This is a genomic window from Pedococcus sp. P1_H8 (genome assembly GCF_056405175.1).
Genome location: NZ_JBFUCP010000013.1, coordinates 67,381 through 82,405, shown reverse-complemented (window position 1 = coordinate 82,405; position 15,025 = coordinate 67,381). Strand labels below are relative to the sequence as shown.

General features: G+C 70.7%; 9 protein-coding genes. 4 read left to right on the top strand and 5 right to left on the bottom strand.

The features are described 5' to 3' along the window. Window positions 1-51: 51 nt before the first annotated feature. Window positions 52-2,073: a TIGR03960 family B12-binding radical SAM protein gene (locus AC1DYG_RS17170; protein WP_477641085.1), complete on the top strand. Its 2,022-nt coding sequence runs from the start codon at window positions 52-54 to the stop codon at window positions 2,071-2,073. Between the two features lie 126 nt (window positions 2,074-2,199). Here the strand turns inward: AC1DYG_RS17170 and AC1DYG_RS17165 are convergent, their stop codons facing one another. Further along, a complete protein-coding gene (locus tag AC1DYG_RS17165) occupies window positions 2,200-4,125 on the bottom strand; it encodes a hemagglutinin (protein WP_477641084.1) in 1,926 nt (641 codons plus the stop codon). Between the two features lie 414 nt (window positions 4,126-4,539). Between AC1DYG_RS17165 and AC1DYG_RS17160 the strand changes: the two genes are divergently transcribed. Then, window positions 4,540-6,483, top strand: coding sequence for a S53 family peptidase (locus tag AC1DYG_RS17160; RefSeq protein ID WP_477641083.1), 1,944 nt, complete (start codon window positions 4,540-4,542; stop codon window positions 6,481-6,483). Between the two features lie 163 nt (window positions 6,484-6,646). Here AC1DYG_RS17160 and AC1DYG_RS17155 read toward each other — a convergent pair whose 3' ends face one another. The 4 genes from AC1DYG_RS17155 to AC1DYG_RS17140 all read right to left on the bottom strand — a co-directional run bounded on the left by AC1DYG_RS17155 (window position 6,647) and on the right by AC1DYG_RS17140 (window position 10,725). Then, on the bottom strand, window positions 6,647-7,273 hold the full coding sequence (locus tag AC1DYG_RS17155; protein ID WP_477641082.1) for a hypothetical protein: 627 nt from the start codon (window positions 7,271-7,273) through the stop codon (window positions 6,647-6,649). A gap of 113 nt (window positions 7,274-7,386) precedes the next feature. Next, window positions 7,387-8,754, bottom strand: coding sequence for a transaminase (locus AC1DYG_RS17150; protein ID WP_477641081.1), 1,368 nt, complete (start codon window positions 8,752-8,754; stop codon window positions 7,387-7,389). Between the two features lie 76 nt (window positions 8,755-8,830). Further along, window positions 8,831-9,748: a TIGR03086 family metal-binding protein gene (locus AC1DYG_RS17145; RefSeq protein WP_477641080.1), complete on the bottom strand. Its 918-nt coding sequence runs from the start codon at window positions 9,746-9,748 to the stop codon at window positions 8,831-8,833. Beyond that, window positions 9,748-10,725: a phosphotransferase gene (locus AC1DYG_RS17140; RefSeq protein WP_477641079.1), complete on the bottom strand. Its 978-nt coding sequence runs from the start codon at window positions 10,723-10,725 to the stop codon at window positions 9,748-9,750. The genes AC1DYG_RS17145 and AC1DYG_RS17140 overlap by 1 nt, the downstream gene beginning before the upstream one ends. A gap of 79 nt (window positions 10,726-10,804) precedes the next feature. On the opposite strand from AC1DYG_RS17140, the gene AC1DYG_RS17135 reads away from it, so the two are divergent. Together AC1DYG_RS17135 and AC1DYG_RS17130 are read left to right on the top strand one after the other, a co-directional pair. Continuing rightward, on the top strand, window positions 10,805-11,557 hold the full coding sequence (locus AC1DYG_RS17135; RefSeq protein ID WP_477641078.1) for a TIGR03936 family radical SAM-associated protein: 753 nt from the start codon (window positions 10,805-10,807) through the stop codon (window positions 11,555-11,557). 172 nt (window positions 11,558-11,729) lie between these two features. After that, window positions 11,730-14,981: an Rne/Rng family ribonuclease gene (locus AC1DYG_RS17130; protein WP_477641077.1), complete on the top strand. Its 3,252-nt coding sequence runs from the start codon at window positions 11,730-11,732 to the stop codon at window positions 14,979-14,981. Window positions 14,982-15,025 lie beyond the last annotated feature (44 nt).

Here is a 15,025-nt window from a genome sequence, read left to right as displayed (position 1 = left end):
AGGCTCGCTCGTTTCGGCGCCCGGCGGTGCCGCCGTTACCCTTGTCCCACCATGACCCAGACCTCCGGCACCTCCGTCTTCCCGCTGCTCGAGCCGTTGCTCGAGCAGGTCAGCAAGCCCATCCAGTACGTCGGGGGCGAGCTGAACTCCACGGTGAAGGACTGGAACTGCGGCGGTCACGGCCCGGACGGCCAGGAGCTGACCACCCGCTGGGCGCTGATGTACCCCGACGCCTACGAGGTCGGCGTCCCCAACCAGGGCGTCATGATCCTCTACGAAGTGCTCAACGAGCGGCCCGATGCCCTGGCGGAGCGGACCTACGCCGTCTGGCCGGACCTCGAGGCGCTGATGCGCGAGCACGCGGTGCCCCAGTTCACCGTCGACGCGCACCGGTCGGTGCGTGACTTCGACGTGCTCGGTCTGTCCTTCTCGACCGAGCTGGGCTACACCAACATGCTCACCGCGCTCGACCTCGCCGGCATCCCGCTGCACGCGGTCGACCGCACCGACGACGACCCGATCGTCGTGGCCGGCGGCCACGCCGCGTTCAACCCCGAGCCGGTCGCCGACTTCGTCGACGCCGCCATAGTGGGAGACGGTGAAGAGGCCGTGCTGGCGGTGACCCACCACATCGGTGCCTGGAAGGCGCAGGGTATGCCGGGTGGCCGGCGCGAGCTGCTGCTGCGCCTGGCGCGGACCGGCGGGGTCTACGTCCCGTCGCTCTACGACGTCACCTACCTGCCCGACGGGCGGATCCAACGGGTCGCGCCCAAGGCTGACGCCCACGGAGTGCCGTGGCGGGTGTCGAAGCACACCGTCATGGATCTCGACGCGTGGCCCTACCCCAAGCAGCCGCTGGTCCCGCTGGCCGAGTCCGTCCACGAGCGGATGTCGGTCGAGATCTTCCGTGGGTGCACCCGTGGTTGCCGGTTCTGCCAGGCAGGCATGATCACCCGCCCGGTGCGCGAGCGCTCCATCACCGGGATCGGCGAGATGGTCGAGCGGGGCCTGGCCGCAACGGGTTTCGAAGAGGTCGGGCTGCTGTCACTGTCCTCTGCCGACCACTCCGAGATCGCCGACATCGCCAAGGGTCTGGCCGACCGCTACGAAGGCACCCAGACCGGGCTGTCGCTGCCGTCGACCCGCGTCGACGCCTTCAACATCGACCTCGCGAACGAGCTCACCCGCAACGGCCGCCGCTCCGGGCTGACCTTCGCGCCCGAGGGCGGCAGCGAGCGCATCCGCAAGGTCATCAACAAGATGGTGTCCGAGGACGACCTCATCAACACCGTCGCCGCGGCCTACGGCGCGGGCTGGCGCCAGGTGAAGCTCTACTTCATGTGCGGCCTGCCCACCGAGACCGACGAGGACGTGCTCCAGATCGCCGAGCTGGCCAAGAAGGTCATCGAGACCGGCCGTCAGGTCTCGGGTCGCCGTGACATCCGGTGCACGGTGTCCATCGGTGGGTTCGTGCCCAAGCCGCACACACCGTTCCAGTGGTGCGCCCAGCTCGGCGACGAGGAGACCGACGCCCGGCTGGCCAAGCTGCGCGAGGCGATCAGGTCCGACCGCCGCTACGGCTCGTCGATCGGGTTCCGCTACCACGACGGCAAGCCCGGCATCGTCGAGGGACTGCTGTCCCGGGGCGACCGCCGGATCGGCCGGGTCATCGAGCAGGTCTGGCGCGACGGCGGACGGTTCGACGGCTGGAGCGAGCACTTCTCGTTCGACCGTTGGATGAGCGCGGCCGACACCGCGCTGGCCGACCTCCCCGTCGACGTCGCCTGGTACACCACGCGCGAGCGTGGCGAGACCGAAGTGCTCCCGTGGGACCACATCGACTCGGGGCTCGACAAGGAGTGGCTCTGGGCCGACTGGCAGGACGCCCTGGACGAGACCGAGGTCGACGACTGCCGCTGGACGCCGTGCTTCGACTGCGGGGTCTGCCCCCAGATGGGCACCGACATCGAGGTCGGCCCGACCGGCAAGACGCTGCTGCCCCTCACCGTCCTCGGCGCCGGACGCGAAGCGATGCTCGCAGGCTCGGGGAGCCCGGCGACCCACCAGCACTGAGCAGGCTGATGGCCCCTCGCGTCGTCGGGAGGGGCCATCAGTGTCTTTGTCCTCAGGGTCTCGAGTGGCTCAACCGCCCTGCGCGGTCGCACCACCGAGGAGGCCACAGGGGGGTCCGTCCTCGGGTCACTGACCCGTGATGGTCCCTCCGTTCGTGACCGTCAGGCTCGACGTCTCGTGGCAGCTCGCGGCGATGTCGCGCTGCCCGGGGTTGGTGCTGTCATAGCTGACTCGCCACGAGAACGAGCCGGTAGCAGTCTGCGCCGGGGCGTTGCCTGACAGGACGGTCTGCGGCGAGGCGCCGGAGACTGCCTTGGTCGTCGAGAAGGCGTTGGCGCCGGTGCAGGTGCCGTTGGTGAAGAACTCGAACGAGACCGTGCCGACCATGGCGCCGCCAGCGGTCGCGGACACGGTCACCGAGTCGCTCGGCACCCAGGTCTGCGCACTGGTCAGCGACGACGGCACTGTCGTCACGACGACGTCCTCGTTGGTGTCGTCGCACGCGGTGTTGTGGGACGTCGCGTTGTTGTTCGGCAGGTTCCCGCTGTAGGAAGCCACCCAGTGGTAAGTGCCCGCCGCCGTCGGGGCGAACTGCGGTGCCGGGGTCCCGTACGACCCGTTCCCGGAGACGGTCACGGCGGTGGAGGTGTAGGCCACCGTGGTGCAGTTGTCCGGACCGAAGAGGGTGAACGTGATCGAGCCGCCCGCAGCCGCTCCGCCGGTGCCGGTCAGGTTGATGACCGGGTTGGCCGGCTGGGTGGCCAGGCCGCTCAGCGTGGCGCTGTCACTGACGGAGCCACCGAGGACGACGTCGTCGCTGGCCGAGGTGGCCAGATCGGGCGTCACCGGGTTGACGGTGAAGCACTCACTCGCGCGGGAGTCGCTCGAGCCGGGAATCCCGTTGGCGGAGTCACCGCTCCACGCGGCCCTCCAGCAGTACCGGCCTACCGAGGTCACGTAGGCAATCGGCGACAGGACGGTCGCGGGGTAGGCCGCGCCGCTCAGGTTGGTCGAGCCGACCGAGGTTCCACCGGTCGTGCAGAGCCCGGGGGAGTCGACCTTGCAGAGGTTGAACGCGACCGAACCCGCCGGGGTGGCGGTGCCGCCCACGAGGTCAACCACGGCCGAGTCCTTCACGGACACGACACCGGTACCGATGGACAGGCCACCGGCCGGGATGTCACCGCCGGCGCCGGTCTTCGGCGTCGTGACGGTGGTGGAGGTGCAGTTGGTGATGGGCGGCGCGTTCTTGAGGATGGTGTCCTTGTAGTCGGCCGTGTCGGAGTTGCCCGTCACCGTGCTCGGGATGGTGTTGGCGAACGTCTTGCAGGCGGTGCTGCCGCCGAAGATGGTCGCGGTCAGGTCGACCGCTGCTTCGCCGCGGAACCCGTCGGCGCTGTACTCCGCCTGGGACACGGTGGAGTTGAGCTGGGTCGGGGCGCCAAGGGTCAGGTTGGGCGCGGTGCCGGACCAGATGCGCAGGAAGAGGTCCTTGCTGCCACCCTGCTGGTCCCACAGGATCATGAAGTCGCCGGCCTTGCGGTTGGCCCACGGGTTGCAGCTGGCGATGAGCTGGGCGTCGGTGGCGGTGTCGTAGGCACACGCGGCGGGAGCAGCGTTCTGCATGAACTCGTAGGCGATGAAACCGCTGCCGCTGTTGGCGTCGCGCTCCCAGGCGAAGTAGAGCCAGTCGTGGTTGGGAGCGGCGGTGTCACGCTCGGTGTCGAGCCAGGCACGGCGCAGGTCGACCTGCCCGTTGGGGTTGGTCGTGTCCAGCATCGGGACGGCCGCGCCGTGGATGACGCCGATCTTCGTGACGTTGGAGTTCTTGGGACCGAGCTCCTTGACGTTGCCGAAGCCGTCTGCGAGCTCGGTGGTGTTGGCATCCGGAACGTTACCGTCGATGTTGAACGGGCCGTCCGCGGCGTAGGCCACCTGCGGTACGGCCACCGCACCGGCGACGACCAGTCCCGCGATGGCCAGTGCGGCCTTCAGCCGCGACCTTCGGGTCATCCTGCTTCCGCCCCCTGCGACGGTCATGCGTTGCGTCATGACTTCTCCCATTTCAGATCCAGCCGGCCCGGGTTGGGGCCGGGTAGGGCATCGCGCCGGCGGTGGGGGCCGCGGCTCCGTCGTCGGGGAGCTCCCGCCAGAGAGAGGGGGATCGAGGACGGTGGGGTCGTCGGGCACGGGTCGTCGGGTGCCGGTCTCCCACGCTAGGAATGAAGTCCTCCGGGCGTGACCCCCATATGGCGCAGGATCAACGGTTCCAATGCCACGTAGCGCGCCAAAACGCCTTCCAGACAGGCATCTGCAGCCCACCGCCTCCCGAGGAACTCATCCGAAAGCCCTGACATTTGTCATCGGGACGGGACGAGGTTGCGTTGTCGAATGAGGACGCTCCACCTGGGGGTTGCCGAGACCCGGCTGCCCCGGGCCACTCGTCCCGGAGGTCTGATGTCACGAATGTCGAGAACCGCCTGCGCCGCACTGGGCGCAGCCGCACTGGTCACTGCCGCGTCGGCCGGCTCCGCCCTGGCCGCCACGTCCGGGCCCCACGCCCTGCCGGGCAGCGTCCCGTCCTGGGCGGTCGCGAAGAACCGCGCCGCCAGCAGCGACGCCACCCAGCAGGTCACCTTCCGCGTCTACCTCAACTACCGCGGTGGTGACGCGGCCGCGGCATACGCCAGCTCGGTCTCGACTCCCGGGAGCGCCAACTACAAGAAGTTCCTCACCCCGGCGCAGTTCCGCGCCCAGTTCTCGCCCGCGCAGGCCGACGTGAACAGCGTCTCGGCGTGGCTGAAGAGCCAGGGCTTCACGATCGGCAGCACTCCCGACAATCGCAAGTACGTCGAGGCCACTGGCACCCTCGCGCAGGCGGCCGCCGCGTTCGACACCTCTTTCGCGGAGTACCGCACCGAGGGCAAGACCGTGCGTGGCAACGCCTCGGCGCTCAAGGTCCCGGCCACCCTCACCGCGGTCGAGGGCGTCGTCGGGCTCGACGAGTCGCAGACCCTGGCCCACCAGGACAAGGTCACTCCCGGACCGGCGCTGTTCCGCAACGCCGAGCCGACCAGCGCCTACTGGGGCGAGAAGACCGTCCAGAACACCCCCACTCCGGACGGCACCGCCCTGCCGGCCTCCCCGAGCGCCTTCGCCCCCAAGGGGTATGCCGGGGCGCAGCTCCAGGGGCTCTACGGCATGACCGGGGCGATCGGCTCCGGCAACGACGGCCGCGGAGTCACCGTCGGCATCATCGACGCCTACGCGTCGCCGACGATCCTCCAGGACGCCAACACCTACTCGGCCGCCCACGGGCTGCCCTCCCTGAACGGGCACTTCAGCCAGGTCGTGGCACCGGGCACCTACAACCGCCCCGAGAACCCCAGGCAGGACCCGCAGGGCTGGGCCGGTGAGGAGACCCTCGACGTCGAGGCGGTCCACACGATGGCCCCGGGAGCCGACATCACCTACATCGGCGCCCCGAACAACTACCGCGACCTGGACGCGATCATGAACAAGGTCGTCGACAACCACCTCGCCGACATCGTGACCAACTCCTACGGCTACGGCGGCGAGGCCCTCCCGGCCGGCACCATCAAGCCGTCGCTGGACACCCAGATCCAGGCGGCCGCGCAGGGCATGACGCTGTTCTTCTCCTCGGGAGACAGCGGCGACGAGACGGGCGGAGTGGCCGGCGCCACCCCCAGCCCGGACTGGCCGGCCTCGAGCCCGTACGTCACGGCGGTCGGCGGTACCAGCGCCGGCGTGTCCCAGGCCAACGGTCGCGTCTTCGAGCTCGGCTGGGAGACCGCCAAGGGCACGCTCAACAAGTCCACCACGACGTGGAACGCCCCGGCGTTCCTCTACGGCAGCGGCGGCGGCACCTCGCGGCTGTTCGCCCAGCCGTCCTACCAGGCGAGTGTGGTCCCTGCGGCCATCTCGCAGACCTACGGCGGCGGCGCGATGCGCTCGGTGCCCGACGTCGCGGCCCTCGGAGACCCCAACACCGGCATGCTCGTCGGGGAGACCCAGACCTTCCCGGACGGGTCGCAGCAGTACTCCGAGTACCGCATCGGCGGCACCTCGCTCGCCTCGCCGCTCTACGCGGGCATGTTCGCCCTGGCCCAGCAGAAGGCGGGCCACGCGTTCGGTCTCGCCAACCCGGTGCTCTACGGAGCCCGCAGCACCAGCATCGACATCACCAAGACCGACCTCTCGGCCTACCGGGGTGACGTGCGTTCCGACTACGTCAACGGCGTCGACGCCGCCGACGGCTACGTCTACAGCGCTCGCTACTTCGACCGTGATGACGCCCTGACCATCCACGTCCGCCCCGGGTACGACGACGTCACCGGCGTCGGCGTCCCCAACGGACAGGCGTGGTTGAACGCGGTCGCTTCCTCCTGACCGCGCGCGCCGGCGGGTGGGTCCCCTTCACCCCCTCGTCGGCGCCACCCCCTGGCTCCTCGTGCGGAGAGGGTCAGGGTATGCCGCCCGCTCACCCAGGCTCAGCGCCTCAGGTGGGCGGGCGGCGTACGTTCTGCACGAGGGAGGGTGGTCGGCGAGCCGGTCAGCTCATCGCCATCCCGCCGGTTGGGGCGCTGGAGAACCACGGGGAGTGCAGGTCGAGGTAGCGCATGTCCCGCACCTGGGCCATCTCGTCCTCGAACTCGCGACGACGGTCTTCGGGCATCTCCATCTTCTCGCCGACGCGAGCCTCCTCCTCGCTCCGGAACGCGATGGTCTCGGTGAAGAAGCCGTCCTCGTCGATCGCAATGGTGCCGCCGATGATCTCGGGTCGCTGCTCCTGGAGCATGTCCATCGGCTTGTCCATGAAGCGCCGGAAGCGCTCGGGGTCGCTGAGCCGGCCCTGCATGACCTGCACGAAGCCGGCGTCGTCCGAGCCGCCGTTCAGGAACATCTGGGCGTTGTCGCAGTCGTGGAACATGACGTCACCGTCGAAGCACTCCTGCATCTTGCTGAACCACTCGCCCTGCTCGGGCCTGGTGGAGTTCCGGGCAGCGGCCTCCCGGCTCTCGAACCGGACCACGCCCACGAACTCGTTGTCGTCCGTCATGCCGTAGGTCCCCCCGAGCCAGCCCTCGGCCGTCGGTCCCAGCTGCTCTCGCCACTCGTCGGTCAGCCGGTGCATTCGGTCCGCGTCCCGACACTTTCCCTGGATGATCTGGATGAACACCTCAAACCCTCCGCTCTCTGCAGGGGCCGCTTCCCACTGAAGTGGTCCACCTGACGAAGTTACGCCGGCGGTGCGGTCGCGTCACCAGACATACCGGGCCGTGCGCCGAGCGGTCAGGCGAACAGTGCCCCGACGACCTCGCGGAAGGTCACGGTGTGCAGGTCGACGTCCGCCGGGCTCGTCTCGGGGCACATCAGGGCCATGTTGTGGAACGGCGTCATGAGGATGCCGCGGTTGCACATGGCGAGGTGGAGGTAGGCATCGAGCACGTCGTCGGCGGCCGCAGCGGACTCCTCCCCGCTGCGGGGTGCGGGACGCGCGAAGCGGTACTCCGCGCGGGCGCCGAGCTGGCTGATCGACCAGGGGACGTCGAACTCGTCCAGCGTGGCTTGGACCCCCGCCGTGAAAGCCGTCGCCAGCGCCGTCATATGGGTGAACGCGTCCTGCGTCAGCACTTCATCGAGCGTGGCGCGCATCGCCGCGGTCGAGAGCGCGTTGCCGGCCAGGGTGCCGCCGACGCCCCCCACGTCGACGATGTCGGCGTCCCCGGCATCGGTGTGGCGGGTGATCGCGTCAGCGACCTCGCGGGAGATCCCGTAGGCGCCGCAGGGGATGCCGCCGCCGATCGACTTGCCGATGACGAAGATGTCCGGCTCCAGCGCCCACTCGCGGGTCGCGCCACCCCACCCGGCCGAGAAGGTGTGCGTTTCGTCGATCATCAGCAGGGCGCCGTGGCGGGTGGCGAGCTCGCGCAGCCCGGCCAGGAACCCCTCGTCGGGGAGCACGATCCCGATGTTGGTCAGGGCGGGCTCGGTGAGGATCGCGGCGACGTCGCCGTGCGCCAGTGCCGCCTCGACCGACGCCAGGTCGTTCCACGTCGCGACCCGGGTGGTGAGGTCGAGGTCGACCGGGGGAGCGACGTTGCCGGGGCGGCTCTGCGCCTTGCCCTCGGGGCCCGGCAGCGCGAACGCCTCGTCCACGGAGCCGTGGTAGCAGTACGCGAACACCAGCACCTTGGGCCGGCCGGTGGCCAGCCGTGCCAGCCGGATCGCCCAGCGGTTGGCGTCGGTCGCGGACAGCGTGAAGCTCCACAACGGCATACCGAAACGTCGCTCCAGCTCGGCGCCCACCCACTGGGCGTCCGCGGTCGGGAGCATCGTCGTGATCCCGCCGAGGTCGCCGGCGCGGCGCTGCACGGCGGCGACCGTGGCGGCAGGGGAGTGGCCGGCCATCGCGCCGGTGTCGCCGAGGGCGAAGTCGACGTAGGTGTGGCCGTCCACGTCGGTGACCCTGTTGCCGGTGGCGCGGTCGAGGTAGAGCGGGAAGCCGCCGGACCACATGTTCATCCACGTCATCGGCACGCGGCCGAAGAGGTTGCCGGCTTCCTCGAAGAGGGCGCGGCTGCGGGGGTGACTATCGGTGTATGCCGCCTGCTCACGGTCCAGGAGGAAGGTGAGCCGGGCGCGGTCGATGGAGGGCATGGGCCCACGCTAGGACCGGGGGGAGGCCGGTCGCAGGCGAGTGCGGATTCCGTTGCGGCCGCTGGTCAGTGCTGCGTCAGCCCTTGACGTAGGAGAGCTTCTCGCAGATCAGTCCGTCCCGGAACCGGACGACGTCCACCCCACGGACGTGGCCCGGTGCCCCCTCGGAGTCGGTCCAGCCGTAGGACCACCGGAACAGTGCCCGGTCGCCTGCGACGACCTGCTCCTCGGTCGTGAAGAGCGGGTCCGTGGTCTCGGCGAACATCTGGGTCCACACGGCGCGCACGGCATCGGCTCCCTCGTGGCGGACACCGTCCGGCGCCGGCCCCGTGGCCTCGAACACGCAGTCGGGCGTCATCTCGAGCAGGGCAGCGTCCATGTCGCCGTTCCCGAAGGCGCGCAGGAAGCGTGCGGCGCAGGCATGGTTGGGGCCCCATTCGGAGTCGCGACCGAACGTGGCGAGCAGGTCAGCCTGGGAGCCGCCGTGGGAGATGGCCCGCGGCGCCACCGCTCCGGCGCCCCGGTAGGCCTCCTCGCGACCGGCGAACCAGCCGGCCACGCCCGCCACCAGCGTTGGGTCGAGCCGCCGGTCCGTCCCCGTCGCCGCCGACAGGTCCCAGGAGTGGATGAGGTGGTCCGCGGCCAGCTGCCAGACGTACTCCGCCACGTCGGTGTCACCGAAGGACAGGGGCACCGTGCCACCCCGGGGCAGCCGTTCGGCGACGGACGTGGTGGCCGCCTTCGCCGCGTCGATCGACCGGCCGACCGGCTCGTCACCGAGCAGGTCGCCGTCCAGGCTGGAGCCCACCTCCTCGATGGTGCTGCCCTCCAGGAGGGCAGCGGTCCACAGGTCCTCCGACGTGATGTGGTTGACCAGGTCGCGCACGCTCCACTCGCTGCAGGGCGTGGGGGAGTCCCACTGGTCGTCGCGCACTGCGACGACGACGTCGGCCCAGCGCTCGACCGTACGGTGGTACAGGGTGTTGAGGTCCATCAGATCGCTCCACTCTCCAGTGCCGTTCGGGTGGTCTGTACCCACCAGTCGAGGTCCGTCCTCTCCCGGGCCCGGATCGCCGGGTCCGGGTGCTCGACCGCGTCGAGCGCCTTGTTCCAGCCCAGCCAGACCATGGCCGACAGCAGCCCGAGGTGCATGGTCCGGTCATCGCACGCCGAGCCGGCCGCCGCGCGGTACCAGCCGATCAGGTCCTCCCTCGTCGCGTCGACGACCGAGGAACACCCGGCGACGAACCTGGCGACGTCGAGGGCCCCGGGTCCCTGCGTCGCCATCGCCCAGTCCAGGAGGACGAGGTCATCGCCCTCGAACGCCATGTTGACCGAGGCGAGGTCACCGTGGACCAACGTCGACGGCGAGCGGTGCAGGGCGGTGACGAGCGGCGCGGGATCGTCGAGCAGGCCGAGCACGGGGCCGGCGACATCGGCCGGGACGGCGTCCGCGAACAGCTCCCACCCGCGCAGTGCCAGCCGCAGGAGCTCGACCTCGTCGACCTGCGCCTGCCGGATGCGGCGCGGCGTGAACAGCGTCACGACGAGGTCGAGCGGTGCCAGGCCCGGCGGTGCCTGGCCGAGGAAGGCGCGGTGGAGGGAGGCGACCGCGGCTATCGTCCGTGCGGCCTGGTCGGCCGAGAGCCGGTCGTCCCACGTCAGGACGTGGTCCCCCAAATCCCGCAGCACCAGGACGGTGCTGTCACCCTCGACCCAACCATCCACCACGGCGTGCCCGACGCCCGGTGGCAGCCGGTCGAACGCGCCGTCGCGCCACAGGACGTACTCCCTGGACGGCCCACCGCCGGTCAGAGCCAGGGTCACGTCGTGCCGGGGGTCGACCCGCTTGACCACGAGGGCACGCCCGTCTCGGAGCCGGACCCGCTCGAGTCCCGCTCCGGACTTGCCCACGTGGTCCAGGACCACCGTGCGTTCCACGACGTCGCGCAGGACGTCGCCCGCTGCCACCAGACCACCGTGGCACGGTCCGCAGTGGCCCACCATGGCCCGATGGAGCCAGACGCGGGAAGGTGCCTAGGCTTGGCCCATGGCCAGGCAGCGCGTTCCCGAAGGACCCCCACCCGCCCTGGCTGTGCAGAAGCTGCGGATCAGGTACGCCAAGAGGGGTCGGCTGCGGTTCTCCTCCACCCGGGACTTCCAGCGCGCTCTCGAGCGTGCCCTGCGACGGGCGGGGGTGCCGATGGCGTTCTCAGCCGGCTTCCACCCGCACCCGAAGATCAGCTACGCGAACGCCGCCCCCACCGGGACGGCCAGCGAGGCCGAGTACTTCGAGATCTCGGTCACCGAGCGGGTCGACCCCGAGTCGGTGCGACGGGCCCTGGACGAGGCGCTACCCGAGGGGCTGGACGTGCTCGAGGTGGTCGAAGCGGCGCCCGGTGCGCTCGCCGACCGGCTGCAGGGCAGCGACTGGGTGATGGACTTCCCGGGGCTCACCGCCGATCAGCTCCAGCGGGCCGCCGACCAGCTCCTCGCGCTCGACCGGGTCGAGGTCACCCGGACCTTCAAGACCGGCCCGAAGACGTTCGACGTGAGATCGGCCGTCGTGTCGATGACCACCGAACCGTCGCAGCGGCCCGACTGTGCGATACTTCGGGTGGTTGTACGGCACACCACACCGGCCGTACGCCCCGACGACGTCCTGACCGCGCTGCGAGCAGCCACGGAGCTCACGCCACCGACACCACCCCTGGTGACCCGACTGGCGCAAGGCCCGCTGCGACCCGCAACCGCTGGGGTGGCTGATCCACTGGCTGCCGACAAGGACGACGACGGCGCCTGACTTGGTGCCGCGCGACCTGCGCGAGCCTCGACGGGCGTAGCCCACCCGACTTCCGTGTCGACGGCATCCCGCCACCGACACGACGCAACACCGCGCACCACGTGGCCGATGGGAGAGTCCTTCCGGATTCTCGGTGTGGCCTTCGCCCGTGGGTGACGGAAGGGCGCCACGGATGGCCTCCAACGAAGACCTGTTCAACTCGAACCCCTCAGAAGGTTCGGACACCTCCACGCACGAGCCTGCGGGCGACGACGGGGTGAGCACCCCGGCACCGGCCCGCAAGCGGGCCCGACGGGCGACCAAGAAGGCGTCCGCCCCGGCACCTGTCGAGTCCACCGACACCGGTTCCGCTGCTGTGGCGCAGGACGTCCTCGCCCTGGACGCCGCCCTCGGCTCCCCCGAGACGGATGCCGACGCCCTGAGCGACGCGCCGGTCGCGGCGAAGAAGACCGCCAAGGCGGCTGCGAAGAAGACTGCCAAGAAGGCCACCGCCAAGAAGGCGGCTCCCAAGAAGGCCGCCAAGGCCGCCGCCGACGCGACCACCGTTGCCGACGCGACCACCGCTGCCGACCAGACCACCGCTGCCGACCAGACCACCGCTGCCGACCAGACCAACGCCGACACCGAGCCTGCGGCACCGGCACGGGCCTCGAGGACCCGGTCCCGTCGGGCGACGCGCGCCACGGCCGAGCCCGTGCTGCAGGAGACCATCGACGAGGCCATCGAGGCTCCCGAGGAAGAAACCCCCGAGGACGAAACGCCTGAGGACGACGCGGCGCAGGACGAGGCCGCAGCGACTGCCGCTGCCGTGCCGAGCTTCGGCGTGGTGTTCCAGGCGCCCGACCCCGCGGCCGCCCGGCCGACGCGCCGCCGCGCGGCCMCCAAGGCCGCGGGACCGCCGCAGGTCGCCGAGGCCCTCCCTGCCGCCGAGGCCGACAGGGAAGGCGCAGACCAGACCGACGGTGCAGACGAGGCCGTCGAGGTGCAGGAGGCTCCCGCACCGCGCCGCCGCCGTGGCCGTGGAGCCCGGCAGCAGGCCGGCGCCCAGGGTGACGCAACCGCTCGGGACGGCGGCGATGCTGCCGACCGCACCGAGGACACCGCGCAGGCCGACCAGGGTGAGGACGGCCAGAACGAAGACGGCCAGGCAGGCGACGACGCCGAGGGTGGTTCCGAAGGCGGTCGCCGTCGGCGCCGCCGTGGCGGCAAGGGCCGCGGCCGCGGCCGCGGTCAGGCGGACTCCGACGCGGGCGCCAGCTCCGACGAGGACGACGACTCGTCGTCCGAGGGCCCTGACTCCGACGCGACCGAGGACCAGGGCGGTGACGGCGACGCGTCGTCGAGCCGTCGTCGCCGTCGCCGTCGCCGCAGCGGTTCCTCGGCCGAGGGGGACGACCCGCCCGGCACCGTGACCCGCGTGCGTGAGTCGCGCCGCGACGAGCCGCAGAGCGTGAAGGGCTCCACCCGCCTCGAGGCCAAGAAGCAGCGTCGCCGCGAGGGCCGCGAAGCCGGACGTCGTCGCACGATCATCACCGAGGCCGAGTTCCTCGCCCGTCGCGAGAGCGTCGAGCGCGTGATGGTTGTCCGCGAGCGCGAGGGCCGCACCCAGATCGGTGTGCTCGAGGACAACGTCCTGGTCGAGCACTACGTGTCGCGCGAGACCAACGTGTCGATGGCGGGCAACGTCTACCTCGGCCGGGTCCAGAACGTGCTCCCGTCCATGGAGGCCGCCTTCGTCGACATCGGCAAGGGCCGCAACGCCGTGTTGTACGCCGGTGAGGTCAACTGGGACGCCGCAGGCCTGGAGAACAACCAGCCCAAGCGCATCGAGAACGCCCTCAAGTCCGGTGACACCGTCCTCGTGCAGGTCACCAAGGACCCCATCGGTCACAAGGGCGCCAGGCTCACCAGCCAGATCTCGCTCCCGGGCCGCTACCTCGTCTACGTGCCCGAGGGCTCGATGACCGGCATCTCCCGCAAGCTCCCCGACACCGAGCGCAGCCGCCTCAAGGGCATCCTCAAGGAGGTCGTGCCGGACAGCGCCGGCGTCATCGTGCGCACTGCTGCCGAGGGGGCGAGCGAGGAGGAGCTGCGCGCCGACGTCGAGCGCCTCACCAAGACGTGGGACAAGATCAAGGGCAAGGCCGACTCCAAGGGCAAGGCCAAGGGCGGGTCCCCGTCCCTCGTCCACGGCGAGCCGGACCTCACCGTCCGGGTCATCCGCGACGTCTTCAACGAGGACTTCACCTCCCTCGTGGTCGCCGGCGACCAGGCCTACGGCGAGATCAGCGACTACCTCGGCGATGTCGCCCCCGACCTCGCGGAGCGGCTCCAGAAGTGGACCTCCGAGGAGGACCTGTTCACCCACTACCGCGTCGACGAGCAGATCGCCAAGGCCATGGACCGCAAGGTCTGGCTGCCCTCGGGTGGCTCCCTGGTGATCGACCGCACCGAGGCGATGACGGTCGTCGACGTCAACACCGGCAAGTTCGTCGGCTCGGGCGGCAACCTCGAGGAGACCGTCACCAAGAACAACATCGAGGCGGCTGAGGAGATCGTCCGCCAGCTCCGGCTGCGCGACATCGGCGGCATCATCGTCATCGACTTCATCGACATGGTCCTGGAGAGCAACCGCGACCTCGTGGTGCGCCGACTGCTGGAGTGCCTGGGCCGCGACCGGACCAAGCACCAGGTCGCCGAGGTGACCTCGCTCGGCCTGGTCCAGATGACCCGCAAACGCGTCGGGTCGGGCCTCATCGAGGTCTTCTCCGAGAACTGCGAGCACTGCGGTGGCCGCGGCATCATCGTCCACGCCGACCCGGTCGACAGGTCGTCCGGTGGCGATGGTCGTGACAGCCGTGACAGCCGTGATGGCCGTGACAGCCGTGACAGCGGTGGTGGCAGCCAGGGTGGGGCCGGCTCGAGCGGCCAGAACTCCCGCAGCGGCCGCGGCCGTCGCGGACGGTCCGGTTCCCCGGCCCCCGAGGCAGAGGTTGCGCCGCAGCCGGTCCACACCGGGCCGACCCCCGCCCAGATCGCCGCAGCTGCCCACGCGGCGGCCCTGAAGTCCGCTGACCACCACCACCACGACGACGACCACGACCACGACGACCACGACGAGGTCGGGCAGGACGCCCCGGTCGTCGAGGTGCACGAGGACATCGAGCAGGAGCAGCCCGACCAGCCTGGTCAGGAGACCGCTCCCGAAGCTTTCCCTGAGCCTGCTGCCGAGGTCGCCCCCGAGGTCGCCCCCGAGACGCTGACGGCGCCCGAGCCGGTCCGCGAGCTCGCTCCCGAGCCGGTGGCCCTGGCCCCGAAGCGACGCAAGCGCGGCCGCGTCGTGGCCCCGGCAGGCCCACCGCGCGCCGGCGCCGGCGACGCCGACGGCGAGCCCGCCGCGGAGGCGACGGCAGAGCAGGCCTGAGCCGTGCGGCATACCGGCGGATGACCCGTCGGTGTGCCGCACGA

Coding starts and splice junctions, on each gene's coding strand:
- AC1DYG_RS17170 (WP_477641085.1), top strand. CDS start 52: ATGACCCAGACCTCCGGCACCTCCGTCTTCCCGCTGCTCGAGCCGTTG.
- AC1DYG_RS17165 (WP_477641084.1), bottom strand. CDS start 4,125: ATGACGCAACGCATGACCGTCGCAGGGGGCGGAAGCAGGATGACCCGA.
- AC1DYG_RS17160 (WP_477641083.1), top strand. CDS start 4,540: ATGTCGAGAACCGCCTGCGCCGCACTGGGCGCAGCCGCACTGGTCACT.
- AC1DYG_RS17150 (WP_477641081.1), bottom strand. CDS start 8,754: ATGCCCTCCATCGACCGCGCCCGGCTCACCTTCCTCCTGGACCGTGAG.
- AC1DYG_RS17145 (WP_477641080.1), bottom strand. CDS start 9,748: ATGGACCTCAACACCCTGTACCACCGTACGGTCGAGCGCTGGGCCGAC.
- AC1DYG_RS17135 (WP_477641078.1), top strand. CDS start 10,805: ATGGCCAGGCAGCGCGTTCCCGAAGGACCCCCACCCGCCCTGGCTGTG.